Here is a 24,868-nt window from a genome sequence, read left to right as displayed (position 1 = left end):
GTCACGTCGGACGCCCGGAATACGATCACTCCATGCCGACCCCGCACCTCCGAGACTGCACCGACGACGCGGTCATGCGGGCACAGGGGTGGATCGAGGCCGCCCGCGGGGTGAAGCCGGAGCCCGCGGCCGCACGTCTGGCCGAGCTGCTCGCCGACCACCGTGGCGCCGAGTTCGCCCGCGCGTTCGTCGACGTCGTGGTCCGGCCGGAGGACCCGAAGGTCGTCGCCCGGAACCTCGAGCGCGCGAGCCGGGCGGTACCGGACGACCTCGCCTGGTACCTCCGCGGCGCGGTGACGGTGGGCGGTGGCTTCGCGACCATGGCGCCGTGGGCGGTCGTCCCCTCCGCGCGGAAGGTGCTCCGGCGACTCGCAGGACACCTCGTCGTCGACGCCACGCCCGCCCGGACCCCCGCGGCACTCGCGAAGGTCGGCGGACCGGACACCCGACTCGACGTCGACCTGCTCGGCCCAGCCGTGCTCGGACCGGCCGGCCGCGACCGACGGCTCGCGGCACTCGACGACCTGCTGCACCAGGACGTCGCCGCCGTCACCGTCGACCTCGACGCTGTGCTGCCGCCGGTGTCCCCGTGGGACCTCGACGCCGCCGTCGCCGACGCGGTCCGGCACCTCACACCGCTCCTGCACACCGCGGCGAGCCGGCCGACACCGCCCGTGGTCACCCTGCAGTCCGGCCGCGCCCGAGGTGTCGAACGGGCCGTCGCGGTCCTGAGCGCGCTGCTCGAGCACGACGGCACGCGGGAGCTCACCCTCGGGGTGACCCTGCCCGCCGAACTCCCCGAGTCGCTCGACCTGCTCGACCGGGTGACGACCGCAGCACGGGAGCGTCGGGCATCCGGCGGGGCACCCGTGCGCGTCCGCTTCACCAAGGGCACGCTCCTCGCCACCGAAGGGGTCGACGCCGTGCTCGAGAGCCGGCCGCTCGCCGTGACCGCGGACACCCGCACGACGGACACCGCGTTCCTGCGCCTGCTCGACACGGCGATCGACCCCGAGCGGACCGACGCAGTGCACGTCGGTGTCGCCACCGACGACCCGTTCGCCCTCGCGACCGCGCACGTGCTCGCCGAGCGCCGCGGCGTGCTCGACGTCGTCGGACCCGAGCTGCTCCTCGGCACGACGCGGTACGCCGAGGTGCTGCGCACGGCGTTCGGCCACGTGGTCCTCGGTGTGCCACTGGTGCGGCCCGACGAGTTCGACGCTGCCGTCCCGTACCTCGCTCGTCGACTGCGCGAGGTCGCCGGCCACCGCCCGGTGGGCGGCTCGACCACGGCCGGGTCGACGGCGGCGGACACGACCGGCTCGACCGACGACACCGCTGCCGTCGAGCGTGCCACCGCCGAGCACGTCGACGCCGTGGCCGCGCTCCTCCGTCCCGCGCCGCCCACGCGCCGCACCCAGGACCGCCGACGGCCGCCGGGTGACCCGGTGCTGCGCTCGGCTGCCGAGAACACGCAGGACACCGACCCCTCCACGCCGGGCAACCGCGCGTGGGCCGCCGAGGTGCTCGCCCGGGTACCGGAGTCGCAGCGCGGCACCAGGACGATCCGTGCCGCCCGCATCACCGACCGCGGACGCCTCGAGCGTCTCGTCGCCCGCACCGCCCAGGCCGGTGTGAACTGGGGCCGCCAGGACCCGGAGGACCGTGCCGAGCTGTTCGACCTGATCGGCCACGCGCTCGAGACCCACCGCGGGGCACTCGTCGAGACGATGATCGCCGAGCTCGGGCTCACCCTGACCGACGCCGACGGCGAGGTCAGCCGGGCTGTCGACGCCGCCACGCACGCCGCGGACCGCACGCGACACCTCGAGGACATCAACGGGGCGGTCCCGGTCCCGCCGCGCCTGACGGTCGTCGTGCCCTCGTGGAACGCCCCGCTCCTCGATGCCGCCGACGGTGTGCTCACCGCGCTCGCCGCGGGCAGCGGGGTCGTGCTCCAGCCCGCCACCGCCGCCCGACGCACCGGTGCCGTCTTCGCCGACGTGCTCTGGGACGCCGGGGTCCCGCACTCCCTGCTCCAGCTCGTCGACCTCGACGGTAGCGACCTCGCACGCGACCTCGTGGCGCACCCCGCCGTCGACCGCGTCGTCCTGACCGGCACCCCGGAGACCGCTCGGTCCTACCGCTGGTGGCGCGCGGACCTGCCCCTCGTGGCGGAGCTCACCGGGGTCGTCACCGCGGTCGTCACCCCCTCGGCCGACCTCGACCAGGCGGTGCGCGACGTCGTCGCCTCCGCCTTCGCCCGCTCCGGACAGGCGTCGTCGGCGGTGTCGCTGCTCGTGCTCGTCGGGTCCGTGGGGGAGAGCCCGCGCTTCCGCGAGCAGCTAGCCGATGCCGTCCGTGGCCTGCGCACCGCGTGGCCGACGGACGCGACCGCCCAGGTCGGGCCGCTCGTCGCCGAGCCGACCGGCGCCGTCCGGACCGCACTCACCGAGCTGCGCCCGGGGGAGTCCTGGCTCGTCGAACCGGTCGCGCTGGACGACACCGGCCGGCTCTGGTCGCCAGGTGTGCGGGAGGGCGTCCGCGCCACGGGCGACCTCGCGCGGACGGCCGTGCCGGCACCCGTCCTCGACGTCGTCCGCGTGGAGACCCTCGACGAGGCGATCGCCCTGCAGCACTCCGTCGACGGCGGCTCCGTCGCGGCGCTCCACACCCTCGACCCCGACGAGGTCGCGACCTGGTCCGACCGGACCCGGGCCGGCGTGCTCGTGGTCGACCGCCCGACCACCGGGGCCCGGCCGGGACGCCAGCCCGTCGGCGGGTGGCGCGGGACCGCGGTCGGTCCGACCGTGCACCGCGGCGGGCCGCTGGCCGTGATCGGGGCGGACCGGTGGGACCCGACCCGACGTCAGCCGCACCGGAACATCCAGCTGCAGGGACTCGGCAACCGCGTCACCGCCGTCATCGAGGCGGCGCGGGCCGGACTGTCCTTCGAGGAGTTCGACCGCGTCCGTGCCGGGGCCGAGAGCGATGCCGCTGCCCGGGCATCGTTGTACGGACGATCGCGGGACACGGCCGACCTGGTCGTCGAGCGGAACGTCATCCGGTTCCGCCCGCAGTCGGTCGTGGTCCGGCAGTCCTCGGGGGTCGGCGCCGGCGACCTCGTCCGCGTGCTCGTCGCCGCGACCGCAGCGCGCGCGCACGTGCTCCTCAGCACCGCCCGTCCGCTGCCCGCCGAACTCCTGCCGCTGTTCTCGACGGCGCGCTCGCCCCTCGACGTGGTCGACCAGGTCGTCGAGGACGACGCCACGTTCCTGGGACGGGCTGCGGCGGGCACCCTGCTGCAGGACGGGTGGTCGGACGGCGCTGAGCCGGAGGTCGACCCGATCGACCTGGTGCTCGCGCAGGGAGCGGAGCCCCGACGGCACGCGGCCTTCGGCGGCCCCGGGTCACGCGTCCGGCTGCTCGGCGGTGACGCCCGTGCCCTCGAGGAGGCCCTGGGCGCCGGCACCGAGACGACCATCCACGACGACCCCGTGGTGGAGTCCGGCATCGTCGAGATGCTGCACTTCCTGCGGGAGCAGACGGTGTCCGTCACCGCGCACCGTCACGGTGACGTCTCCCGGGTCTTCAGCCGCCTCCGCCTCTGAGGTACCGGACCGGATGCGGGCGTAGCGTCCGGACCATGAACGCACGAGCGAACGACGACGAGGTCCAGACCGCCCCCGTGATGGACGGTGCCACCGAGGCCACCAACGAGGAGAAGCTCGCCGGCCTGGTCGAGCAGGTCGATCACGACCACGGACACGAGGGTGCCGGGGCCATGGCCGACCACCTGCGCGACCGGATGGACGAGACGGGTGTCGAGGAGGAGCAGCCGAACGACGAGGTCGAGTAGGCAGCGGCGGTCAGCGTCGGCCGGGGCGACCGTGTCCCGTGCCGACGAGGCCGACCTCGAGCACGGTGAGGACCACGGCGACGACGAGCTGTCGTGCCGCGAACCCCCGTGTCTGCCGGTCGAGGGCGATGAGCGGCACCATCGAGACGCCGTGCGTGGCGTCGACCGCTGCGCCGAGGACGTGCGCTTCCGGTGACGCTGCGCGCGTGAGCAGTGCGGCCTGCACGAGTTGCCGGGCGCCGAGCACCCGACCGAACACGGCCACCCGGCCCGTCGACCCACGCGAGGCGAGCAGGTGTGCGACGCCGATGCCGGCGCGGAGCCCCTCGACCCACCGCGCCCGCTGCCGGCGGTCCCTGCGGGAGCGGCGGCTCATCGGCGCTTCCCCGCGGCCAGGGCGATCGCGCCCGCGACGCCGACTGCGGCTCCGATGATCCCGTTGCCGAGCCTGCGGTGCTCGACCCACCACGTCTGCGGCGACCAGGCGTGCGCGGAGTCGTCGAAGACCCCGTGCGCACCGTGGTCGCCCGGGACGGGCTCGTGCAGGTTCGTCGGCAGCGACTGTCCGTCCTTCTGCTCGGCCTGCTGTCCGCTGACCAGGGTCTTCGCGGCGTACCAGTCGGCGAAGCGTCCACTGATCCGGTTGCCCAGGATCGTGTAGACCGTCGATTCGCCCACCCACGTGCGGCGGCGCGGCCGCTCTGCAGTGACGGCGATCGCGCGGGCGCCGACCTCGGGCTGGTAGATCGGTGCGACGGGCTGCGGGTGGTGCGGCAGGAGCGACTTCACCCAGTTGAACTGCACCGTGTTGAGCGCCGGCATGTCGACGCGGCTCACGGCCACCCTGCTGCCCTGTTCCGTGAGCTCGGACACCACCGACTCGGTGAACCCGACGATGGCGTGCTTCGCGCTGCAGTAGGCGGCCTGCAGGGGGATGCCCCGGAAGCCCAGTGCGGAACCGACCTGGATGACGTGCCCACGGTCACGGGGGACCATCCGGGCCAGCGCCGCGCGGGTGCCGTTGACGAAGCCGAGGAAGTTGACGTCGACAGCGCGCTCGAAGTCGTCGGGGCCGGTGTCCGTGAAGCGCCCGAAGACCCCGACCATCACGCAGTTCACCCAGAGGTCGATCGGTCCGAGCTCCTGCTCGGTGCGCTCGGCGGCGGCCTCGACGGCCTGTCGGTCGGCCACGTCGGCGATCAGCGCGAGGCCTCGGCGTCCCGCGGCCTCGACCTCGGCGACCGCGGCGTCGACACCGTCGCGTCCACGGGCCAGGACGGCGACGTCCCACCCCCGGGCCGCGAGTTCGCGGACGGTCGCCCGTCCGAGTCCTGCCGAACCACCGGTCACCACTGCCACGCGCGTCATGCTGTCCGTTGTACGCGGGCTCGTGTCCGCACCGGTCCAGCCGCTGTCCCCCGGCCGCCGGACGGCGTGGGGCAGGATGGCGCGGTGGAGACGGACGACCAGGAGCAGACCGAGGAGGCACCTCCCGGCTGGGTGTTGCGGACCCCGACCCGGTACCGGGAGGTCCTGGGGTCACCGGTCCTCGCACTCGTGCTGGCGGTCGTCGCCGTCCTGGTCGGGAGGACGTTCGGCGATGCACTCGCCCTCGTCACCGGGACCGTCGCCGGTGTGCTCGGGATCGCGTGCGCGGTGGTGCTCCTCGTCGCGGCGCTGCGGGCGTACCGGGAGCAGACGCGTGGCGCGTCGTGGGACCTGCACCGCGTGCGCGTCGTGGTCGGTGTCACCGCCGGAGCGGCGGTGATGGTCGCGAGTCTCGTCGTCGGGTTCCCGATCGCGGCGACGATCGGGGTCGTCGGTGGCTTCTCGCAGCTCAGTCGGTACGCCCGATCCGTGCCACGTTTCGACCTCTCGGCCGTGGCCTGGGCGTTCCTCGGCGTGGTCCTGAGCTGCGCGGTCCTCGTCGTCCTGGGACTCGTGCTCCCCGAGGGCCCGGTGCTCCCCGCCTGGCGCGCGGCGGTCTGGGTCGGTGGCGGCATCGCGGCAGCCGTGTTCGCCGCGGTGCTCGCCCTCGTGCACGCACAGCGGGCAGGCCGAGCCCCGTCGCGGTGACGGGCGGCGGCAGCCGACCGTCCGCGGAGCCGACGTCGACCGGTTCCGTCAGTCGGACGACCGCCGCAGCGCCGTCGCCAGGTGCGACCGCACCGGCAGGACCGCCGATTCCTCCTCCGGCGCCTGCGGCAGCGCTCCCAGCGAGAACGACTCGACGACGTCCGGCCCGAACAGCACGCACACCGACGACCCGCCGAACTGGAAGTACCCGAGCTCGTCGCCCTTGCCGACGTGCGCACCGTCCGAGATCCCCTCGCCGATCACGCACGAGGAGACGTCGGACATCCCGATGAACACGACCGCGATCGTCCCGATCGCGGGGTCGTCGGCGTCGATGAGCACGATCGCGCGGGTGGCGACGTGTGCCAGGTAGCCCTGTGACAGCTGCGGCTCGGCGGCGTCGGTGCCCTGCGACGAGGCCTCGGAGTAGTAGGTCCCCGGTTCGACCCAGGCGCGCAGGACCGTCCCGGCGACCGGGCTGTGCCAGCGGTGGTACTCGAGCGCGCTGAGGAACGCCTGCCACACGGTGCCGTCGACGAACAGGTCGGCGGTCTCGTCGCCGGCGAGCAGCTCCTCGACCGAGTACGGCTCCGCCTTCGCCCAGAACGCGTCGAGCCGGTGGACGCGACTGGCGATCCGGTACGGGGTGGCTTCGCAGGGGCTCACCACGACCGCGTCGTCGTCGGGCGCGGCGACCGGGCGCTCGCCGTCCCGGAAGCGCCGCGTGAAGAAGTCGTTCCACGACCCGAAGCCCCAGTGCTCGGCGTCGGCATCGTGCTCGAACCGGTCCATGCCGACCGCCCGACGAGCGGCATCGCTGCACCACCCCGAGGGTGCGTCCACGAGCACCTCGAGGGACTTGTCGCTCGACAGGAAGTCGCACCACCCCTGCAGGATCGCCCGGAGCGCGTCGTTCACGCGCGGGTCCCGGTAGAAGGCGAAGCCCGCCGGCGTGGCCTTCGTCCAGTCGAGCACCCCGTCGAGCGGCGTCATCACCATCTGCTCGTCGCTGTACTCGGGCGCGGTCGTGATGACCTCGTCGACGAGCTCGAGCAGCTCCCCGAACGACTCGAGGTGCCGGTCCTGGTACTCGCGACCAGCGGGGACCTGTTCGATCATCTGGTGCGCGTGCATCCGCAGCACGGGGTCGCCCTCGACGAGGTCGCGGAGGGCCGAGACCGCCGGGTGCAGGGCCCGGTCGGGGTCGCGCTCCTGGTGGCGCTCACGACGCCCTCGGAGCCAGGCCTCGAGCCCGCTCTGGTCCTGCGGGAGCCATCCCGCGCGGCGTCGGACGTCCTGCTGCTGCGCTCCACCGGTCACGACCCCGACGGTACTCACGCGCGGAGGGAGCGGTCGCAGTTCCGAGGACGACGGACCCCGCCGATCCGTGGATCGGCGGGGTCCGTCAGGCCGCGACCTGGTCAGCGTTCGACGGTGACCTCGGTGGTCGTGAGCCGGTCCCACATGCTGGCTTCCGGGTTCGTCTTGGCGAGGAAGGTCAGCTTGTACCGGCCGGGCGCCTGGTAGACCTTCGCCGCGAAGCGGCCGTCGCGGACGGTGTACTCACCGACCGGCTTCCCGTTGGCGAGGACCAGGACCGTCTTGCCCGGAGCTGTGCCCGTGTAGGTGACGAAGCCCTCCGAGTCGAGCTGCACCGCCCCCGACTGGTCGACCGCGAGCTCGGCGGGCGACTGCTCGCCGCCGCCGTTGCCGTCACCGGGCGTCTCGCCGCCGCCGTTGCCGTCGCCGGGCTGTTCGCCGGTCTCGCGGACGAGGTAGCTCAGTCGTTCGTTGGTGACGGGTGCGCCGTGTTCGGTGGCGGAGAGCGCGACGATCGCGATCTGGGGGCCGGTGGTCGCGGGGATGTCGGCGGACCAGCGGCCGTCCTCGACCTGGGTGGTGGCGAGGACCTGTTCGCCGCTGCCGTAGACGGTGATCCAGCCGGCGGAGGCGCGGCCGGAGAGGGTGATCTTGCCGTCCTTCGGGGTGAGCTCGGCGCCCTGCTGCTGGTCGAGACGCAGCGACCGGGCGTCGACCTGCTCGCCGCCGCCGTTGCCGTCGCCGGGCTGCTCACCACCGCCGGAGCCGCCGCCGTTGCCGTCACCGGGCGTCTCGCCGCCGCCGCTCGACCCGCCGCCGAACGTGTAGTGGTCGTCGGACTCGAGCGACTCCTTCTCCCCGAGCGCCTGCTTCGCCCGCACCTGGTTGTCACCCGCGCGGAACTCGACGGGGACCGTCGCGACACCGTCACCCGAGGCCGTGACGACCTCCGAGCGGCCGTTGGCCACGACCGTCACCTCGGCGCCCGGGAGCGCGTCGTACCGCATCTCGTGGACGAACTGGCCGTGTGCGACCGCACGGGCGATCTCCTCCAGGCGGCGCTCCGAGCTGAGGTCGAGCGGCGCGGACAGGGGGAGGCCGCGGAAGTCGAGGTCGACGACGCGGACGGCCGAGGACTGCCCGGTGTCCACCGCGTAGCGCGCAGTGTCCTGACCGGTGGGCTTCACCTGGAACACGACCTGCTTCCGAGGATCGCCGCTCTTCGCGGCGACGGGCTCACCCGACGGGTCGAGGAGGCGCACGACCGTCGGCGCGTCGACGGTGACGCGCACCTCGACCCACTGCTGGTCGCCGACCCGCTGCGGGGTCTGCTGGACGTCGGTGATGGCGGATCGGGCCGTCGTCGCGGACGATGCCGCCGACCGAGCGTGCTGCTCGGGCGCGGCGAACGCGCCGGAGCTCGCAGCGCCGACGGCGATGCAGCTCGCGAGGACCACGGCGGATCCGACGGTGAGTGGGCGGAGGTTCATGCTGTTCCCTTTCGGAGACTCAACGGACTCCGAAAGGCTATGTATGTGGAATACCGGATGCTGTCATCATGCCGAGTGTGATGCTCAGCGTCCCCGCCCGAACCGCGTGGTCACCCCGGGCGAGTACAGCACCGAGTCCGGCTCCAGTCCGGACAGTCCGAAGGGCAGCCCCGCAGCCGCCACCAGGTCATCCCGCAGCGACACGAGGGACGCCCGGTACAGCGGCCACGACTCGTGCTCGTTCGGCCAGTAGCGCGTCGCGCCGACCCGGCGCACGTGCATGCCCCACCGTGCCGTCAGGAACGTCTCGAGGGGCGTCGGCTCGTCGACCGCGTCGCCCACCCGGACGTCGAAGGTCGACCGCAGGTGCGTCCCGTGCCGACGCATCGCGTAGCCCACCCGGCCGTCGGTCTTCCGGATCGCCGCGTGCGCCCACCAGTACGGCAGGCCCGTCGCGACCCGTGCGCCGATCGTCGGCAGGAGCTTCCCGGCGTCCAGCGACAGGAACGCGACGCCCCGACGGCCCTGGTCGTCGCACGTGTAGACGCGCACGTTGACCTCGACGAAGTCGCCGACACTGCCGGCCCGTCCGAGCCCGCCGAGCGGCGGGAAGCGCGTGTCCGTGAAGCGGAACCCGATGAGGCCCACCCAGGTGGTCGCCCCGTCGTCCGTCCCGTCCGGCGCCATCGTGTCCGGGTGCGCTCCGGCGGGCAGCAGCGGTGCCACCGCCGACACGTCGACGCGCCAGTGCACGAAGACCACGTCGAGCCAGTCCTGCGAGATCCACGGCGTCCCGCGCAGGGGCGGTGCCTCCGGCGAGACGGCCGGGAGGCCCGGCTCGCCCCCGCCCCGCTGTCCGGCGGTCACGAGACGGTCCCGTCGGTCGCGCGGGCAGCGTCCGGCGCGTCGTCCCACCCCTGCTGCGGGGTCGCGCAGGTCCCGCGGAACACGTACTGCGACGGGCGCTTCCGCTCGTTCGACACCCAGTCGATGGCGGGACGTCGACGCTCCGGCGGCAGGTAGCCGATCCGGTAGACGGCCATCAGCTCGAGCTCCGGCGGCACCGCGAGGAGCCGCTCGACCTCGGCCCAGGCCTCCTCGACCTCCATCGGGAAGGACACGAACTGGATCCCGAGGCCGAGCTCGGTCGTCGCGAGCCAGACGTTCTCCATCGCCGCGCCCATGCTGAACACGGAGTAGAAGGCGTTGCGCGCCTCCTTCCGGTACTCGTCGCGGTCGAGCATCACCCCGAGCAGGAGCGGCGACCCGGCGACGAGCTTCCGGTTCTCCTCGCCGAGGGTCTGCGGTACCCGGAGCGTGTTCATGAGGAGCTGCCCGCGCTTGGTGAACACCTGCTTCGTGAAGGGCTTGAGCGGTCCCGGCAGCTTGTCGAACAGCATCCCGTCCCGACGTTCGTCCATCTCGGCCTGCGAGAACCGGAAGTACGGACGGTAGCGCGTGAAGAACGAGCCCTCGGCCATCGTCTGCGTCATCGACCGGCCGCTGATGTCGGCGATGCGGTCGATGGTGTCGCGCTCCTCGACGATGACGAAGCGCCACGGTTGGCTGTTCAACTGCGAGGGTGCACGTCCTGCGAGCTCCATCAGCAGCCGCTGGTGCTCCTCGGACACCGGGTCGGGCAGGAACGCGCCGTTGGTCGTGCGCCGGCGTCGGATGGCCTCGAAGAGCTCCACTGCATCCCTCGTGTCTCGTCGTCGCGGTCAGCGCCGTGCGAGCAACGCCCCCAGGTAGGACGGTGCGGCGGCGACCGCGACTCTCCAGTGTGCTCCGGAGCGGGGGTTCGTGCGTGGAGCGAGGGCGAGGGGGACGAGCGCCGGCAGCAGGAACAGTGCGGAGCGGTCCCGTGTCCAGGCCGGGGTGGTCGCGGCGACCCCGGTCAGGGTCGCGGTCACGACGAAGAGGCCGTGGTGCACGACGCGGAGCTTCTCCGTGCGGATGACCCGGACCGCGACCGCGGTGCCCCAGAGGCAGTTCGTGACGTACGCGGCGGCGGCTGCGGCAACCAGGCGGCGGGCCGCCGGCGGACGCGTGGGAGTGGCGCCGCGCCTCCCGGCCGTCCTCCCGATTCCCACGACCGCGACCCTACGCGCGGGACGCTCGCAAGACGCAACGAGGGCGCTCCCTCGGACCGCTGTGCCGCTGCGCACCGTCGCCGACGTTGCGTTCCGCGGAGGAGACGGGGGCTACGCGGACTCGCGGGAGACGAGCTTCGACAGGACGATGGCGCTGCGGGTGTGGTCGACCTGCGGGGCCAGGCGCACCCGGTCGAGTGCGAGCTCGAGCGCCGGCAGGTCACGGGAGCGCATGTGCACGACGGCGTCGGCGCTGCCGGTGACGGTCCCGGCGTCCACGACCTCGGGCACGGTGTCGAGCAGCGTGCGGAGCTCGTCGGGGGAGACGGTGCCGCGGCAGTACAGCTCGACCCAGGCCTCGGTCCCGCGGTCCTCGACCGCGGGGTCGACCTTGATCGTGAAGCCCTGGATGACCCCGTCGGCGACCAGGCGATCGACCCGACGCTTGACCGCCGACGCGGAGAGGCCGACCACCGATCCGATGTCGCCGTAGCCGGCTCGGGCGTTCTCCCGGAGCTGGTCCAGGATGCGGTGGTCGAGCGTGTCCATGTTCGTCGATCGTACGCGGGGTTCTTGCGAGCCAGGTGCGTCCGACGCAGGAATCGTGCGTCACCCGAACGGGTGCCATGCGCTCGTGGACGGGGTACTGCACCGATCGGACCGTTCGTGTCAGACTGCTGCTGGCGTCGACCTGGTCCGCTGCGGTGAGTGAGCCTGCATCTCATCGGAGTGCTTCACCCGTGGTGGTTCCTGGCAGGCTCGGGCCCCGGTCCCAGGAGGACTGATGTCGAACACCGCAACCGAACCGCAGGCCGCACCGGCCCGTGTCGCCACGAAGCGCACGATCCTGATGTGCAAGCCGACGCACTACACGGTGAGCTACCGGATCAACCCGTGGATGCACCCCGAGGAGCCGACCGACACGTCGAAGGCCGTCGAGCAGTGGCAGTCGCTCGTCGACGTCTACGAGCAGCTCGGCTTCGACATCTCGTACATCGAGCCGATCGAGGGCCTGCCCGACATGGTCTACGCGGCCAACGGCGGCTTCGTGCTCGACGGCGTCGCGTACGGCGCGAAGTTCCAGTACCCCGAGCGCCAGCCCGAGGGACCCGCGTACATGGACTGGTTCCGCAGCGCCGGCCTCACCGTCGCCGAGCCCGAGGAGACCAACGAGGGCGAGGGTGACTTCCTGCTCATCGGCGACACGATCTTCGCCGGCACGGGCTTCCGCTCCGACAGCACCTCGCACGAGGAGCTCGCCCGCATCTACGGCCGCGAGGTCGTCACCCTCAAGCTCATCAACCCGAGCTTCTACCACCTCGACACCGCCATCGCCGTGCTCGACCCGGAGCCCGACGCGACCGGCCGTTCGAACATCGCCTACCTGGAGAGCGCCTTCGACGAGCCCTCGCTGGCGATCCTGCGCGAGCGCTTCCCCGACGCGGTCATCGCGACCGAGGAGGACGCCGCGATCCTCGGCCTCAACTCGTACTCCGACGGCTACAACGTCGTGATCGCATCGCGTGCGACGACCTTCGCCGAGCAGCTGCGTGAGAAGGGCTACAACCCGATCGGTGTCGACCTGTCCGAGCTGCTGCTCGGCGGCGGCGGCGTGAAGTGCTGCACGCTCGACCTGCACCCCGTCGGCACCGGCACCTCGGTCGCGCGGTAACCGTGAGCACCGCGACCGGAGCCGGCACCCACGCGGGTGCCGGCGCGTCCGGCGACGCCACCGTAGCCGGTGGTGCCACCGTCGCCGCGCTCGCCGTCGAGGACCGCTCCCTCGCCCACAACTACAGCCCGCTGCCGGTCGTCATCGCGTCCGGCCAGGGTGCGTGGGTGACCGACGTCGACGGCAAGCGCTACCTGGACGGACTCGCCGCGTACTCCGCGGTGAACTTCGGCCACGGCAACCCCCGGCTGCTCGACGCCGCCCGGGCCCAGCTCGACCGGGTGACCCTGACGAGCCGCGCGTTCGTGAACGACCGGCTCGGACCCTTCGCCGCCGCTCTGGCATCGCTGACCGACACCGAACTCGTGCTCCCGATGAACACCGGGGCCGAGGCCGTCGAGTCCGCGATCAAGGTGTCGCGCGCCTGGGGCTACCGCGTCAAGGGCGTGCCGGCCGGGCAGGCCACGATCATCGTCGCGTCCGGGAACTTCCACGGGCGCACCACCACGATCGTGTCGTTCTCGGACGACCCCTCGGCCCGCGAGGACTTCGGCCCGTACACGCCGGGCTTCCGCACGGTGCCGTACGGCGATGCAGCGGCCCTGCGGGAGGCGATGGACGAGACCGTCGTCGCCGTCCTGCTCGAGCCGATCCAGGGCGAGGGCGGCGTGGTCATCCCGCCCGAGTCCTACCTGCCCGAGGTCCGCGCGGTCTGCGACGAGTTCGGTGCGCTGTTCGTCGCCGACGAGATCCAGTCCGGGCTCGGGCGCACCGGGCACACCCTGGCCGTCTCGCGTGTCGGTGTCCGACCCGACCTGATCACGCTCGGCAAGGCCCTGGGCGGCGGCATCGTCCCGGTGTCGGCCGTCGTCGGCTCCCGCGAGGTGCTCGGCGTCCTGCGTCCCGGCGAACACGGATCGACGTTCGGCGGCAACCCGCTCGCGGCCGCCGTCGGGTCCGAGGTCGTCGCGATGCTCGGCGAGGGCACGTTCCAGCATCGCGCGCTCGACGGCGAACCGCTGCTCCGTGGGCTGCTCGACGAGCTCGTCGGGCACGGGGTCGTCGCGCACCGGGTCGCCGGACTCTGGGCGGGGATCGACATCGACCCCGCGCTCGGCACCGGCAAGGAGATCGCGCACGACCTGGCCGACCGCGGCGTGCTCGTGAAGGACACGCACGGGTCGACGATCCGCTTCGCGCCGCCGCTCGTCGTCACCGACGACGAGGTGCGTCTGGCGATCGGGACCCTCGGCGAGGTGCTGGCCGCGCGCTAGACGCGACCAGCCGACGGACGGGAGGCGCGGTACCAGTGGGTGCCGCGCCTCCCGTCCGTCGCGCTCGGCCGCGCCCGCGTCGCCTACCGCGCGCGTCAGCACCCGTCCGCACAACCGGAGGCACGTCGCGCCACGCGATTCCGTTGCGCGACGTGCCTCCGGTTGTGCACCGGCGCCTCGCGCCGTGCGCCGCGCACGTCGCACGGTGCGGCGCGCGCGTCGCACCGTGCGCCGCGCGCGCCGCACCCGCACCGCCCCGCCCCGCGTCAGCGCACCTGCCACCGCTCGACGAGCTGGTCCATCAGCCCGTCGAGCCGCTCGTCCGTCACCCGGCGCGACGGGTCGGCGTCGAACCACGCGACGATCTCCCGCGCCCCCTGCCGGATCGACGTCGTCTGCGCGAACTCGGGCACGAGCGTCTGCACCTTCGTGTTGTCGAAGACCGAGGTGTTCGCCTTGTCTCCGAGCAGGCTCGCGCCCCAGTCGGCGTCGAGCGCGTCGATCGCGTCGGCCGGGACGTGCACGAGCTGCAGGTCCTCGACCCCCGCGGCCGCCGCCAGCTCGTGGGCGATGCGGTCCCAGGTCGGGGCCTCGTCGCCGGTGATGTGGAACGCCTCGCCGATCGCCTCGGCACGGTCGAGCAGCCCGACGAACCCGACCGCGAAGTCCCGCGCGTGCGTGATCGTCCACAGCGAGCTGCCGTCGCCGGTCACGACGATCGGCTTCCCGGCGCGCATCCGTCCGAGCACCGTCCACCCGCCCGAGAACGGCACGAGGGTCTCGTCGTACGTGTGCGACGGCCGGATGATCGTCATCGGGAAGTCGTCCTCGCGGTACGCCTTCGTGAGCAGGTCCTCGCACGCGATCTTGTCGCGGGAGTACTGCCAGAACGGGTTCTTCAGCGGCGTCGACTCGGTGATCGGCAGGTGCGTCGCGGGCGTCTGGTACGCCGAGGCCGACGAGATGAAGACGTACTGGTTCGTGCGACCCGTGAACACCTCGATGTCCCGCTGCACCTGGTCGGGCGTGAACGCCACGAAGTCGATGACGACGTCCCAGTGCTGGTCACCGATCGCGGCTTCCAGCGCGGTGCGGTCCGACACGTCGGCCTGGAGGCGCGCCACGGCATCCGGGATCGGCCGCTTGTCGGTCGTGCCCCGGTTGAGCACGGTGACGTCGTACCCCTGCTCGACGGCTTCGCGGACGCACGCGGCGCTGATGATGCCGCTGCCGCCGATGAACAGCACGCTCGGTCCCGACATGGATGCTCCCTTGCTCCCGGCGGTGCCGCTGTGCACCGCGCCCCTGCGATCCTGCCCCTCATCCGCTGGGTCGGGCGTCGAGGACCGCGCTGAGCGACGTCACGTCCGCCGCCCACTCGGCGGCGGCGGGGTGGACCCAGCCGAGCAGCTCGAGCGCATCGTCGAGGTCGCGGTGGAGGTCCCGCTGGTGGATCGGTTCGTGGTGCGCGGCGCGGTTCCGGACGAAGTGCAGCTGTTGCATGCGAGCCCGGACCTGTCGCTGCCGTGTCAGGACGTCGGCCGGACCACAGGGGAAGGCGCGGTGCAGAGCCGGCGTCCAGAGCGACGTGAGGTAGCGGGATTCGACCAGGTACCGCCAGAAGCCGAACGAGAGCTCCGCCAGGACCCGACCGTGCACTTCCGGGCGCCGCCCACCGCGCGTCGCTCTGGCCCGTGCCTTCGCCAGGTCGCGGCGTCCCGGTCCGTCCAACGGCGCGACGTCGAACCACGTCGCCTCTCGACGCCGAGATCTTGCCCAGCGCCGCAGTTCGGTGTCCATGGCGTTCCTTGCCACGACCTCGACGACACCGGTCAACTCCGTCACGGCTGCAGCAGCCCGCATGTTCCACTCGTAGAGCCGGAGCGCTCCCGCCACCCGCCCCGCAGATCGCTCGTAGGACGCCAGCCGCTCCCTGGTGAGCACCTCGACGAGCGCGTCGTCGCGTGTGACCTGCCGTCCTTCCACCGACGATCCCCCTCCGTGTAGCATCGTTCCCGAAGACCCCGGAACGATCACTGGCCTCGGCCACATCGCCGGGGTTTCGTCTTGCCCCGAGCAACTGATACTTCACGGTAGCGGCTCCGGAGTGAACGGTGGAGGCGGCACGGTCGACGCGGACTACCGTCACGGGTCGGGGCGCACCGACGCGCTCCACGACAGGAGTGACACGCACATGGAGTACCGCTACCTCGGCAACTCGGGCCTCAAGGTCTCCGAGATCACCTACGGCAACTGGCTCACCCACGCATCCCAGGTCGAGAACGACGCGGCGATCGCCTGCGTCCGGGCCGCGCTCGACGTCGGCATCTCGACGTTCGACACCGCCGACGTCTACGCGAACACCGGCGCCGAGACCGTCCTCGGCGAGGCGCTCAAGGGGGAGCGGCGCCAGTCCCTCGAGATCGCCACGAAGGTCTTCGGTCCGACCGGCCCGAAGGGGCACAACGACACCGGGCTGAGCCGGAAGCACATCCTCGAGTCGATCGACGGCTCGCTCGAGCGGCTGCAGACCGACTACGTCGACCTGTACCAGGCGCACCGCTTCGACCACGAGACGCCGCTCGAGGAGACGATGCAGGCCTTCGCCGACGTCGTGCGACAGGGCAAGGTGCTGTACGTCGGCGTCTCGGAGTGGACCGCGGACCAGCTCCGGGCCGGGGCCGAGCTCGCGAAGGACCTCGGGTTCCAGCTCATCTCGAACCAGCCGCAGTACTCGGCGCTCTGGCGGGTCATCGAGGGCGAGGTCGTCCCCGCGTCGAAGGAGCTCGGGATCTCGCAGATCGTTTGGTCCCCGATCGCGCAGGGCGTCCTGACGGGCAAGTACCAGCCCGGTCAGCCCCTGCCGGAGGGCTCGCGCGCCACCGACGACAAGGGTGGCGCGAAGATGATCGAGCGGTTCATGAACGACGAGACGCTCTCGGCGGTGCAGGAGCTCAAGCCGATCGCGGACGAGCTGAGCCTGTCGATGGCGCAGCTCGCGGTGGCCTGGGTGCTGCAGAACGAGAACGTGGCGTCGGCGATCATCGGTGCCTCGCGTCCGGAGCAGGTGCACGACAACGCCGGCGCTGCCGGGGTGCAGATCCCCGCGGAGCTGATGTCCCGCATCGACGACGCCCTCGGGTCGGTCGTCGAGCGCGACCCGGCGAAGACGAACGACAGCAGCCCGAAGACCCGCGAGGCCTGAGGTCGCGAAGGTGCAGCGGTCCCGCTGCACAACGGGAAGCACGTTGCGCCAGGGAAGTCCGTGGCGCAACGTGCTTCTCGTTGTGCGCGAGCAGATCGAGCCCCCGAAGTGCGGCGAGCGACGGCCGGGAACGCAAAAGAGCCCCTCACTCTCGTGAGGGGCTCTTCACCGTGGCTGGACACGGCATCGATCCGTGGACCTTTCGATTTTCAGTCGAACGCTCTACCAACTGAGCTATCCAGCCGTGGCGACCCTGACGGGACTTGAACCCGCGACCTCCGCCGTGACAGGGCGGCACGCTAACCAACTGCGCTACAGGGCCATATTGTGTTGTGTTCGGTGTCGTACTGCTGCTTGCTCACTCACGTGGAGTGACCCCAACGGGATTCGAACCCGTGCTGCCGCCGTGAAAGGGCGGTGTCCTAGGCCACTAAACGATAGGGCCGCAAGCTGCGCCGTGCGCTACCGGGAGTCAAGCATACGGACGCTCTGCGTGATGCACAAATCGAGTGCCCCCGAGCGTGCATCCCCGGCGTGTCGCGCTGTCCTGATGCGCATCGGCCGGGCGCTCGGTGCGACCATCATGGGCGGCCGAGGCCCTCGCTCGGGGGTGTCCCTGCCGTGACCCGTGTTGTTACTGTTGCGTCTGTTGACAGTGTGGCGTGCCCGAGCCTCGCCGCACCGTTACGAAACCGAGACCATGTCGCCTGCACCCCACCGCATCCCCCGCCCCCGCTCCCGCCGCCGCGTCATCGCCGCCGCGGTCGCCGTCGTGCTCTCCGCCGGGGCACTCGCCGCGGTCGGCCCGGTCTCCGCGGCATCGGCTGCCGGGTACCCCAGCTGGTCGGACGTCGAGCAGGCCAAGGCATCGAAGGACGCCCAGCAGGCCAAGGTCACCGAGATCAAGGCGCTCCTGCAGGACCTGACCGCGAAGGCATCGGCCGCGCAGCAGGAGTCCGAGGCAGCCGGCACGGCGTACCAGACGGCGCAGACGAAGTACGACGCGGCGACGCTCGAGCAGCAGACGCTGCAGCACCAGGCGGACGAAGCAGACCGCACGGCGAAGCGTTCCGAGGAGCAGGCCGGCCAGCTCGCCGCGCAGCTCGGTCGCGCGAGTGCGAACGACGTGACGACCGACATCCTCACGCACCCGTCCGACTCGGGTGACCTGCTCTACGAGCTCGGCGCGATGTCGAAGCTCACGGAGCAGGCCGACGGCATCTACTCGCAGGCCTCGCAGGACCGCGGTGTCGCCCAGGGCCTCGCCGACCGCGCCGAGCAGGCGAAGGAGGCCCTCGGCACCCTCGCCGACGCGGCCCAGGCGAAGATGCAGGCGGCCCAGGACGCCGCTGACCGGGCACAGACCGCGGTCGACGCGCAGGCGGACAACAAGGCCCGCCTCGAGGCGCAGCTCACCCTGCTGACCACGAACGCGAAGGACGTCGAGGCCGAGTACGACAAGGGCGTCGCTGCCGAGAAGGCCCGTGAGGCGGCCCGGGCTGCGGCGGCCGCGAAGGCTGCCGAGCAGGCGGCCGCGACGGGCCAGGGCGGCTCCGGCGGCGGGGCCCCGAACTCCTCCGGGTGGGTCCGTCCCGCCGGCGGGTACCAGACGAGCCCCTACGGCTACCGCGTCGACCCGTACACGCACTACCGGGCACTGCACGCCGGCGTCGACCTCGCGCCCGCCTGCTACGCCCCGATCTACGCCGCCCACGCCGGCACGGTGACGTTCGCGGCCAACGGCGGCGGCTACGGCAACGAGGTCGTCCTCGACAACGGCGGCGGCATCTCCACCGCCTACGGGCACATCGTCGACGGCGGCATCCTCGTCTCCGTCGGGCAGCACGTCGAGGCCGGACAGCAGATCGCGAAGATCGGCTCCACCGGCTGGTCGACCGGGTGCCACCTCCACTTCGAGACCCGGGTGAACGGCTCCGCCGTCGACCCGGTCCCCTTCATGGCAGCGCGGGGGATCTCGGTATGAGCAACAGCGCCGTCGAGAGGCCCTGAGCGAGACATGAAGCCCTCCACCCTGTCCGGCTGCACCGCGGTCGTCGCCGTCCTCGGCATCGGTCTGTCGGTCGTCCTCGCCGGTCCCGCCCAGGCAGCTCCCTCGGCCCCGAGCTGGGACGACGTGCGCCAGGCGAAGGCCGACACGGCGCAGGCCCAGACGACGGCGGACGAGCTGAGTGCCCGGCTGCAGACGCTGCAGGACGCCGCGGACAGCGCCGAGGTCTCCGAGCTCCAGGCGGCGCAGGACTACGCGATGGCGGTGTCGCAGCAGCAGGAGGCGCAGGCGTCCCTCGACGACCTGACGGCGCAGGCGAAGCGTGCCGAGCGGCGGGCGGACGAGTCGGCGGCCCAGGTCGCCGGGCTCGTGGTCGAGCTCTCCCGCACGGGCGGCGGTGACCTGTCGACCTCGATGCTCGTCGACGCCTCGGACGCGAAGGACCTGCTCTACCGCGTGGGAACCGTCTCGCACCTGTCCGAGCGTTCGGCCCGTGTGCTCGCGCAGGCACAGACCGACCAGAACACCGTCGAGTCGATCGCCGCGCAGCAGTCGGCGGCGACGAAGGCCCTCGCCGCAGCGACCACGAAGTCCGAGCGTGCCCTCGACGACGCCAACGACGCGTCCGCCTCGGCTCGTGCCCGCGTGCAGCAGCAGCAGGACGAGCAGTCCGAGGTGCTCGACCAGCTGGCGTTCCTCAAGGGGACGAGCAAGGCGACCGAGACGGCGTACTGGAACGAGCAGCAGGCGAAGCGGGCCGAGCAGCAGCTCGCTGCCAGGACCGCCGCCGCCTCCCGTGACACGGCACCCAGCGCCGGCGACTCCGGTGGCAGCAGCGACCCCGCGTCGCCGTCCGTGCCGTCGCGCCCGAGCTCGAACCAGCCGAGCACGACGCAGCCGAACACGAGCCCCTCGCGCCCGAGCACGAGCCCGTCGCGCCCGAGCACGACGCAGCCGAACACGACCCCGTCACGTCCGACTCCGGCGCCCGCGCCGGCGCCGGCCCCCGCGCCGGCGCCGGCCCCCGCTCCGGCCCCCGCACCGGCACCGGTCTCGAGCCCGTCGAAGGCCGCCGGTGCCATCGCGTACGCCCGCGCCCAGCTCGGCAAGCCGTACCTGATGGGCGGGGCGGGCCCGAACACCTGGGACTGCTCCGGCCTGGTGATGATGGCGTACAACTCGCAGGGCATCGCGACCGGCGGGCACAACGTCGTCTGGCAGTACAACCACTTCGCGTCGATCGGCCGGCTCGTCCCGCTGTCGCAGCGCCAGCCGGGCGACATCCTCTTCTACTCGTCGAACGGCAGCGTCTCCGGCGCCTACCACGACAGCATCGTCACGAGCTACGGCACGATGGTCGAGGCCGCCCGCCCCGGTGTCGGCGTGGTCGAGCGCGGCATCTGGCTGCCGAACCAGCTCCTGCCGTACGTCGCCCGCCCGAGCGGCTCGCTCTAGCCCGAGCGACCGGCCGGCGACCGGCGACCGGCGACCGGCACCGGCGACCGGCGACCGAGCGACCGGCGACCAGCACGAACGACAGCGCCCGCGCTCCCCTCGGGGAGCGCGGGCGCCGTCGTTCGTGCGAGCGTCAGTGACCGGCGGGCACGTACGCGGCCTGGCCGGCCTGCACGATCGCCTCGGCCTCGGCGGCGTCGCCCCAGCCGTCGGCCTTGACCCACTTGTTCGGCTCGAGGTCCTTGTAGCGCTCGAAGAAGTGCGCGATCTCGGCCTTCGTCTGGTCGTCGACGTCCGAGATGTCCTGGATGTGCTGCCAGCGCGGGTCCTTCGCGGGGACCACGAGGACCTTCGCGTCGTTGCCGGCCTCGTCGCTCATCTTGAAGACACCGACGGGGCGGACCTTCACGCCGACGCCCGGGAACACCGGGTACTCGAGCAGCAGGAGCGCGTCCACGGGGTCGCCGTCGTCGGCCAGCGTGTTCTCGAAGAACCCGTAGTCGGTCGGGTAGACGAAGGACGTGAACAGCACGCGGTCGAGGTACACACGACCGGTCTCGTGGTCGACCTCGTACTTGTTGCGGCTGCCCTTGGGGATCTCGACGACGACGTCGTACGCGGTCATGGTGCGCTCCTGGTCTCATGTGCGGGAAGAAAGCGCGGCTAACGTTACCGGGTGAACACTCCGCGTCCCCGGTTGGACCCGGCCGTCGCCGCGACCCGGCTGGCGGTCCGGACGCTCCTCGCCCAGGCTCGTGACGAGGGGCTGCTGCACCGCGGCGACCTGGTCACGGTCGCGCTGAGCGGGGGAGCGGACTCGCTCGCGCTCGCCGCGGCCACCGCGTTCGAGGCACCGAAGCAGGACCTGCGGGCCGGCGCGGTCGTGGTCGACCACGCGCTCCAGGCGGGCAGCGAGGCGGTGGCGAGCCGTGCCTCCCGGACGGCCGCGTCGCTTGGTCTCGACCCGGTGACGGTCCGCAGGGTCGCGGTCGGCACGGACGGTGGTCCGGAGGGCGCCGCCCGGGAGGCACGGCACGCCGCCGTCGCGGAGGTCGCCGCCGACACCGGGTCACCCCTGGTGCTGTTCGGCCACACGCTCGACGACCAGGCCGAGACCGTGCTGCTCGGCCTGCTGCGGGGCAGCGGGCCGGACGCGCTGTCCGGCATGCCGCCGCTCGCGCGACGCGCGACCGGGCCGGCGTACGGCCGGCCGCTCCTCGGTGTCCGCCGGCACACGACCCGGCAGGCGGCGGTCGCCGCGGGCCTCGTGCCGTGGGACGACCCGCAGAACGACGACCCCGCGTACGCACGGGTGCGCGTCCGGAGCACGCTGATGCCGGCGCTCGAGCGGGAGCTCGGCGCGGGGGTGCCCGAGGCGCTCGCCCGCACCGCCGAGCAGCTCCGCGAGGACGCCGCGGCACTCGACCACTTCGCCGAGGAGATGGCGGAGGACCTCGCCGAGCACTCCGAGGCAGGCATCTCGCTCTCCGTGCCGGAGCTGCTGGCGAACCCGCCGGCGCTCCGGCAGCGACTCGTCCGCCTGGCGGTCGAGGGGGAGTTCGGCGTGACGCTGTCCCGCACGCAGACGCTCGAGGTCTGCCGGCTCGTGACCGACTGGCGCGGGCAGGGCCCGGTCGACCTGCCGGGGGTGCGGGCGTCGCGCGAGGGCGAGCGCATCGCGTTCGCCGCCCGTTAGAGTGCTCTGGTGGAACTCTCCGACGTCCAGGCAGACCTGTCCGAAGTGCTCTTCACCCCCGAGCAGATCGACGAGAAGCTCGCCGAACTCGCCGCGGTGGTCGACCGTGACTACGCGGGGAAGGACCCGCTGCTCGTCGGCGTGCTGAAGGGCGCCGTCATGGTCATGGCGGACTTCTCGCGGCACCTCAAGATGCAGGCGCGCATGGACTGGATGGCGGTCTCGTCGTACGGCTCCGGCACGAAGTCGTCCGGCGTCGTGCGGATCCTCAAGGACCTCGACACCGACCTGCACGGCCGCGACGTCATCATCGTCGAGGACATCATCGACTCCGGCCTGACGCTGTCCTGGCTGAAGCAGAACCTCGAGTCCCGCGGTGCCGCGAGCGTCGAGATCGTCGCGCTGCTCCGCAAGCCCGAGGCCGCCAAGGTCGAGGTCGACGTGAAGTACGCCGGCTTCGAGATCCCCGACGCGTTCGTGGTCGGCTACGGCCTGGACTTCGACGAGCGCTACCGCAACCTGCGCGGCATCGGCGTCCTCGCGCCGCACGTCTACTCCTGAGGCCCGCCGGGCCGTCCGGACCACGGGCGGCCCGTACGGCTCCCTCCGGGCACGGGTGGAGTTCGCCCGCAGAGGACACCCATTCTCGCCACAGAGTCACCGCCGTATGCTGACCTCCACGCAACTCCGGCAGAGAAAGGTGTCGGGCCATCGCGCCCGGATCACATGAACTTCAAGCGCATCTTCCGCGGCCCGTACCTCTACGTGCTCATCGCGCTGGTCGGCATCTTCATCGGCTGGAGCGTGATCGCACAGTCCGGCACGCAGCAGATCGACACCCAGAAGGGTCTCGAGCAGCTCGCCGACGGCAAGGTCTCGTCCGTGGTCGTCAACTCGACCGAGCAGCGCGTCGACCTGACCCTCAAGGACGGCAACGCGAAGGAGCAGTTCTACTACTCCACGCCGCGTGGCGAAGAGGTCGTCTCGGCCGTCAACGACGCGAACCTGCCCGACGGGTACAACGACGTGGTGAACCAGGGCAACTGGTTCCTGTCGCTCCTCGGGATCATCCTGCCGTTCCTCATCATCGGCGCCCTGTTCTGGTTCCTGCTCTCGAGTGCCCAGGGCGGCGGCTCGAAGGTCATGCAGTTCGGCAAGTCGCGCGCGAAGATGAACAACAAGGAGAACCCGCAGGTCACCTTCGCCGACGTCGCCGGTTCGGACGAGGCGATCGAGGAGCTCCACGAGATCAAGGAGTTCCTGCAGGAGCCCGCGAAGTTCCAGGCGGTCGGCGCGAAGATCCCGAAGGGCGTGCTGCTGTACGGCCCTCCCGGCACCGGCAAGACCCTGCTCGCACGCGCCGTCGCGGGCGAGGCCGGCGTGCCGTTCTACTCGATCTCCGGTTCGGACTTCGTCGAGATGTTCGTCGGTGTCGGTGCGAGCCGCGTCCGTGACCTGTTCGAGCAGGCCAAGCAGAACGCCCCCGCGATCGTCTTCATCGACGAGATCGACGCCGTGGGCCGCCACCGTGGCGCCGGCATCGGCGGTGGCAACGACGAGCGCGAGCAGACGCTGAACCAGCTCCTCGTCGAGATGGACGGCTTCGACGGCAAGACGAACGTCATCCTCATCGCGGCGACGAACCGCCCCGACGTCCTCGACCCCGCGCTCCTGCGTCCGGGCCGCTTCGACCGCCAGATCGGCGTCGACGCCCCGAGCCTGCAGGGCCGCAAGCAGATCCTCGAGGTGCACGCGAAGGGCAAGCCGCTCGCTGCGAGCGTCGACCTCGAGCTCCTCGCCCGCAAGACGCCGGGCTTCACCGGTGCCGACCTGGCGAACGTCCTCAACGAGGCCGCCCTGCTCACCGCCCGGTCGAACGCGCAGCTCATCGACAACCGCGCCCTGGACGAGGCCGTCGACCGCGTCATGGCGGGTCCGCAGCGCCGCACGCGCATCATGTCCGACCAGGAGAAGCTGATCACGGCGTACCACGAGGGTGGTCACGCCCTGGCCGCCGCCGCGATGCGCCACACCGACCCGGTGACGAAGATCACGATCCTGCCGCGTGGTCGCGCCCTCGGCTACACGATGGTGCTCCCGCTCGAGGACAAGTACTCCGTGACCCGCAACGAGCTCCTCGACCAGCTCACCTACGCCATGGGTGGCCGCGTCGCCGAGGAGATCGTGTTCCACGACCCGACCACGGGTGCGTCGAACGACATCGAGAAGGCCACGTCGACCGCACGCAAGATGGTCACCGAGTACGGCATGAGCCGTGCCGTCGGTTCCGTCAAGCTCGGGTCGGGCTCGAGCGAGCCGTTCGTCGGCCGCGAGATGGGCGGCAGCAGCGGACGCGACTACTCGGAGAACATCGCCGAGACGGTCGACGCCGAGACCCGTGCCCTGCTCGAGGCGGCGCACGACGAGGCCTACCAGGTGCTCAACGACAACCGCGACATCCTCGACCGCCTGGCCGGCGAGCTCCTCGACAAGGAGACGCTGGACGCGCCGGAGCTCGTCGAGATCTTCAAGGACGTCCGCAAGCTCCCGGAGCGCCCGCAGTGGCTCTCGAGCGACCGTCGTCCGGTCTCGAACCTGCCTGCGATCGAGTTCCCGGGCAAGGCTGCGTCGACCGCGGCGGAGCAGGGCGACACCGAGTCGTCGTCGAAGCCTCGTCGTCGCCCGTTCGGCAACCCCGGTATCGCCCCCGCGTAGGCCGG

Annotated in this window: 22 protein-coding genes and 3 tRNA genes; 11 read left to right on the top strand and 14 right to left on the bottom strand. The window is 72.0% G+C overall.

Annotation, left to right across the window (positions count from 1 at the left end; all coding sequences use genetic code 11):
* Positions 1-32 precede the first annotated feature (32 nt).
* Together M3666_RS01940 and M3666_RS01935 are read left to right on the top strand one after the other, a co-directional pair.
* Complete coding sequence (locus tag M3666_RS01940; RefSeq protein WP_251154330.1) at positions 33-3,611, top strand: proline dehydrogenase family protein; 3,579 nt, start codon at positions 33-35, stop codon at positions 3,609-3,611.
* A gap of 35 nt (positions 3,612-3,646) precedes the next feature.
* Positions 3,647-3,859 carry a hypothetical protein gene (locus M3666_RS01935; protein ID WP_066651373.1) on the top strand — a complete coding sequence of 71 codons (213 nt, stop codon included), beginning with the start codon at positions 3,647-3,649 and terminating at the stop codon, positions 3,857-3,859.
* Positions 3,860-3,869: 10 nt separating this feature from the next.
* Here M3666_RS01935 and M3666_RS01930 read toward each other — a convergent pair whose 3' ends face one another.
* Entirely contained in the window at positions 3,870-4,235 is a 366-nt protein-coding gene (locus M3666_RS01930) for a hypothetical protein (protein WP_066651376.1), read from the bottom strand.
* A complete protein-coding gene (locus M3666_RS01925; RefSeq protein ID WP_209684630.1) occupies positions 4,232-5,227 on the bottom strand; it encodes an SDR family oxidoreductase in 996 nt (331 codons plus the stop codon). The genes M3666_RS01930 and M3666_RS01925 overlap by 4 nt, the downstream gene beginning before the upstream one ends.
* Positions 5,228-5,311: 84 nt before the next feature.
* Between M3666_RS01925 and M3666_RS01920 the strand changes: the two genes are divergently transcribed.
* Positions 5,312-5,935 (top strand): hypothetical protein, encoded by a 624-nt coding sequence (locus M3666_RS01920; protein ID WP_251154329.1) that lies wholly within the window; start codon positions 5,312-5,314, stop codon positions 5,933-5,935.
* A gap of 48 nt (positions 5,936-5,983) precedes the next feature.
* Here M3666_RS01920 and M3666_RS01915 read toward each other — a convergent pair whose 3' ends face one another.
* From M3666_RS01915 to M3666_RS01890, 6 genes are all read right to left on the bottom strand, one after another.
* The gene (locus M3666_RS01915; RefSeq protein ID WP_251154328.1) at positions 5,984-7,255 is read right to left on the bottom strand and encodes a phosphatidylserine decarboxylase family protein; all 1,272 of its coding nucleotides are present in this window, start codon (positions 7,253-7,255) and stop codon (positions 5,984-5,986) included.
* Positions 7,256-7,356: 101 nt separating this feature from the next.
* Positions 7,357-8,745, bottom strand: coding sequence for a hypothetical protein (locus tag M3666_RS01910; RefSeq protein ID WP_251154327.1), 1,389 nt, complete (start codon positions 8,743-8,745; stop codon positions 7,357-7,359).
* An 84-nt stretch (positions 8,746-8,829) separates the two neighbouring features.
* The gene (locus M3666_RS01905) at positions 8,830-9,612 is read right to left on the bottom strand and encodes a DUF2071 domain-containing protein (protein WP_251154326.1); all 783 of its coding nucleotides are present in this window, start codon (positions 9,610-9,612) and stop codon (positions 8,830-8,832) included.
* Complete coding sequence (locus tag M3666_RS01900) at positions 9,609-10,439, bottom strand: nitroreductase family protein (RefSeq protein WP_066651387.1); 831 nt, start codon at positions 10,437-10,439, stop codon at positions 9,609-9,611. The genes M3666_RS01905 and M3666_RS01900 overlap by 4 nt, the downstream gene beginning before the upstream one ends.
* A 27-nt stretch (positions 10,440-10,466) precedes the next feature.
* Positions 10,467-10,838, bottom strand: coding sequence for a hypothetical protein (locus M3666_RS01895; RefSeq protein WP_251154325.1), 372 nt, complete (start codon positions 10,836-10,838; stop codon positions 10,467-10,469).
* Positions 10,839-10,949: 111 nt separating this feature from the next.
* Positions 10,950-11,387 (bottom strand): Lrp/AsnC family transcriptional regulator, encoded by a 438-nt coding sequence (locus tag M3666_RS01890; RefSeq protein ID WP_058729711.1) that lies wholly within the window; start codon positions 11,385-11,387, stop codon positions 10,950-10,952.
* A gap of 235 nt (positions 11,388-11,622) precedes the next feature.
* On the opposite strand from M3666_RS01890, the gene ddaH reads away from it, so the two are divergent.
* Positions 11,623-12,510, top strand: coding sequence for a dimethylargininase (gene ddaH, locus M3666_RS01885; protein ID WP_209684620.1), 888 nt, complete (start codon positions 11,623-11,625; stop codon positions 12,508-12,510).
* Positions 12,511-12,512: 2 nt separating this feature from the next.
* Positions 12,513-13,784, top strand: a complete 1,272-nt coding sequence (rocD, locus tag M3666_RS01880; protein WP_251154324.1) for an ornithine--oxo-acid transaminase — start codon at positions 12,513-12,515, stop codon at positions 13,782-13,784.
* 266 nt (positions 13,785-14,050) lie between these two features.
* Here the strand turns inward: rocD and M3666_RS01875 are convergent, their stop codons facing one another.
* Together M3666_RS01875 and M3666_RS01870 are read right to left on the bottom strand one after the other, a co-directional pair.
* Positions 14,051-15,046, bottom strand: coding sequence for an SDR family oxidoreductase (locus M3666_RS01875; RefSeq protein WP_251154323.1), 996 nt, complete (start codon positions 15,044-15,046; stop codon positions 14,051-14,053).
* Between the two features lie 58 nt (positions 15,047-15,104).
* The gene (locus tag M3666_RS01870) at positions 15,105-15,770 is read right to left on the bottom strand and encodes a hypothetical protein (protein ID WP_251154322.1); all 666 of its coding nucleotides are present in this window, start codon (positions 15,768-15,770) and stop codon (positions 15,105-15,107) included.
* Positions 15,771-15,978: 208 nt separating this feature from the next.
* On the opposite strand from M3666_RS01870, the gene M3666_RS01865 reads away from it, so the two are divergent.
* Positions 15,979-16,989: an aldo/keto reductase family protein gene (locus tag M3666_RS01865; protein ID WP_066657594.1), complete on the top strand. Its 1,011-nt coding sequence runs from the start codon at positions 15,979-15,981 to the stop codon at positions 16,987-16,989.
* 171 nt (positions 16,990-17,160) lie between these two features.
* Here the strand turns inward: M3666_RS01865 and M3666_RS01860 are convergent.
* From M3666_RS01860 to M3666_RS01850, 3 genes are all read right to left on the bottom strand, one after another.
* Positions 17,161-17,233 (bottom strand) — tRNA-Phe (locus M3666_RS01860).
* Between the two features lies 1 nt (position 17,234).
* Positions 17,235-17,311 (bottom strand) — tRNA-Asp (locus M3666_RS01855).
* Positions 17,312-17,361: 50 nt separating this feature from the next.
* Positions 17,362-17,434, bottom strand: a tRNA-Glu gene (locus M3666_RS01850).
* Between the two features lie 255 nt (positions 17,435-17,689).
* Here M3666_RS01850 and M3666_RS01845 point away from each other — a divergent pair.
* Positions 17,690-18,973, top strand: coding sequence for a M23 family metallopeptidase (locus M3666_RS01845; protein WP_251154321.1), 1,284 nt, complete (start codon positions 17,690-17,692; stop codon positions 18,971-18,973).
* Between the two features lie 33 nt (positions 18,974-19,006).
* Positions 19,007-20,452: an NlpC/P60 family protein gene (locus tag M3666_RS01840; protein WP_251154320.1), complete on the top strand. Its 1,446-nt coding sequence runs from the start codon at positions 19,007-19,009 to the stop codon at positions 20,450-20,452.
* A 133-nt stretch (positions 20,453-20,585) separates the two neighbouring features.
* Here the strand turns inward: M3666_RS01840 and M3666_RS01835 are convergent, their stop codons facing one another.
* A complete protein-coding gene (locus M3666_RS01835; RefSeq protein ID WP_251154319.1) occupies positions 20,586-21,077 on the bottom strand; it encodes an inorganic diphosphatase in 492 nt (163 codons plus the stop codon).
* 51 nt (positions 21,078-21,128) lie between these two features.
* On the opposite strand from M3666_RS01835, the gene tilS reads away from it, so the two are divergent.
* From tilS to ftsH, 3 genes are all read left to right on the top strand, one after another.
* Positions 21,129-22,148: a tRNA lysidine(34) synthetase TilS gene (gene tilS, locus M3666_RS01830; RefSeq protein ID WP_251154318.1), complete on the top strand. Its 1,020-nt coding sequence runs from the start codon at positions 21,129-21,131 to the stop codon at positions 22,146-22,148.
* Between the two features lie 9 nt (positions 22,149-22,157).
* Positions 22,158-22,709, top strand: a complete 552-nt coding sequence (gene hpt / locus M3666_RS01825; RefSeq protein ID WP_031272831.1) for a hypoxanthine phosphoribosyltransferase — start codon at positions 22,158-22,160, stop codon at positions 22,707-22,709.
* Between the two features lie 165 nt (positions 22,710-22,874).
* Positions 22,875-24,863 (top strand): ATP-dependent zinc metalloprotease FtsH, encoded by a 1,989-nt coding sequence (ftsH, locus tag M3666_RS01820; RefSeq protein ID WP_066651404.1) that lies wholly within the window; start codon positions 22,875-22,877, stop codon positions 24,861-24,863.
* The last annotated feature ends 5 nt before the right edge of the window (positions 24,864-24,868 follow it).

The organism is Curtobacterium sp. ODYSSEY 48 V2 (assembly GCF_023712625.1).
Taxonomy (GTDB): domain Bacteria; phylum Actinomycetota; class Actinomycetes; order Actinomycetales; family Microbacteriaceae; genus Curtobacterium.
This window is presented reverse-complemented; position numbering and strand designations above follow the sequence as displayed.

What these genes read in the sequence shown, in the direction of transcription:
- M3666_RS01875 (WP_251154323.1), bottom strand. Translation starts at nt 15,046, where the DNA reads ATGTCGGGACCGAGCGTGCTGTTCATCGGCGGCAGCGGCATCATCAGC.
- M3666_RS01930 (WP_066651376.1), bottom strand. Translation starts at nt 4,235, where the DNA reads ATGAGCCGCCGCTCCCGCAGGGACCGCCGGCAGCGGGCGCGGTGGGTC.
- ddaH (WP_209684620.1), top strand. Translation starts at nt 11,623, where the DNA reads ATGTCGAACACCGCAACCGAACCGCAGGCCGCACCGGCCCGTGTCGCC.
- M3666_RS01935 (WP_066651373.1), top strand. Translation starts at nt 3,647, where the DNA reads ATGAACGCACGAGCGAACGACGACGAGGTCCAGACCGCCCCCGTGATG.
- M3666_RS01890 (WP_058729711.1), bottom strand. Translation starts at nt 11,387, where the DNA reads ATGGACACGCTCGACCACCGCATCCTGGACCAGCTCCGGGAGAACGCC.
- M3666_RS01835 (WP_251154319.1), bottom strand. Translation starts at nt 21,077, where the DNA reads ATGACCGCGTACGACGTCGTCGTCGAGATCCCCAAGGGCAGCCGCAAC.
- M3666_RS01925 (WP_209684630.1), bottom strand. Translation starts at nt 5,227, where the DNA reads ATGACGCGCGTGGCAGTGGTGACCGGTGGTTCGGCAGGACTCGGACGG.
- M3666_RS01940 (WP_251154330.1), top strand. Translation starts at nt 33, where the DNA reads ATGCCGACCCCGCACCTCCGAGACTGCACCGACGACGCGGTCATGCGG.
- M3666_RS01840 (WP_251154320.1), top strand. Translation starts at nt 19,007, where the DNA reads ATGAAGCCCTCCACCCTGTCCGGCTGCACCGCGGTCGTCGCCGTCCTC.
- ftsH (WP_066651404.1), top strand. Translation starts at nt 22,875, where the DNA reads ATGAACTTCAAGCGCATCTTCCGCGGCCCGTACCTCTACGTGCTCATC.
- M3666_RS01845 (WP_251154321.1), top strand. Translation starts at nt 17,690, where the DNA reads ATGTCGCCTGCACCCCACCGCATCCCCCGCCCCCGCTCCCGCCGCCGC.
- M3666_RS01865 (WP_066657594.1), top strand. Translation starts at nt 15,979, where the DNA reads ATGGAGTACCGCTACCTCGGCAACTCGGGCCTCAAGGTCTCCGAGATC.
- M3666_RS01910 (WP_251154327.1), bottom strand. Translation starts at nt 8,745, where the DNA reads ATGAACCTCCGCCCACTCACCGTCGGATCCGCCGTGGTCCTCGCGAGC.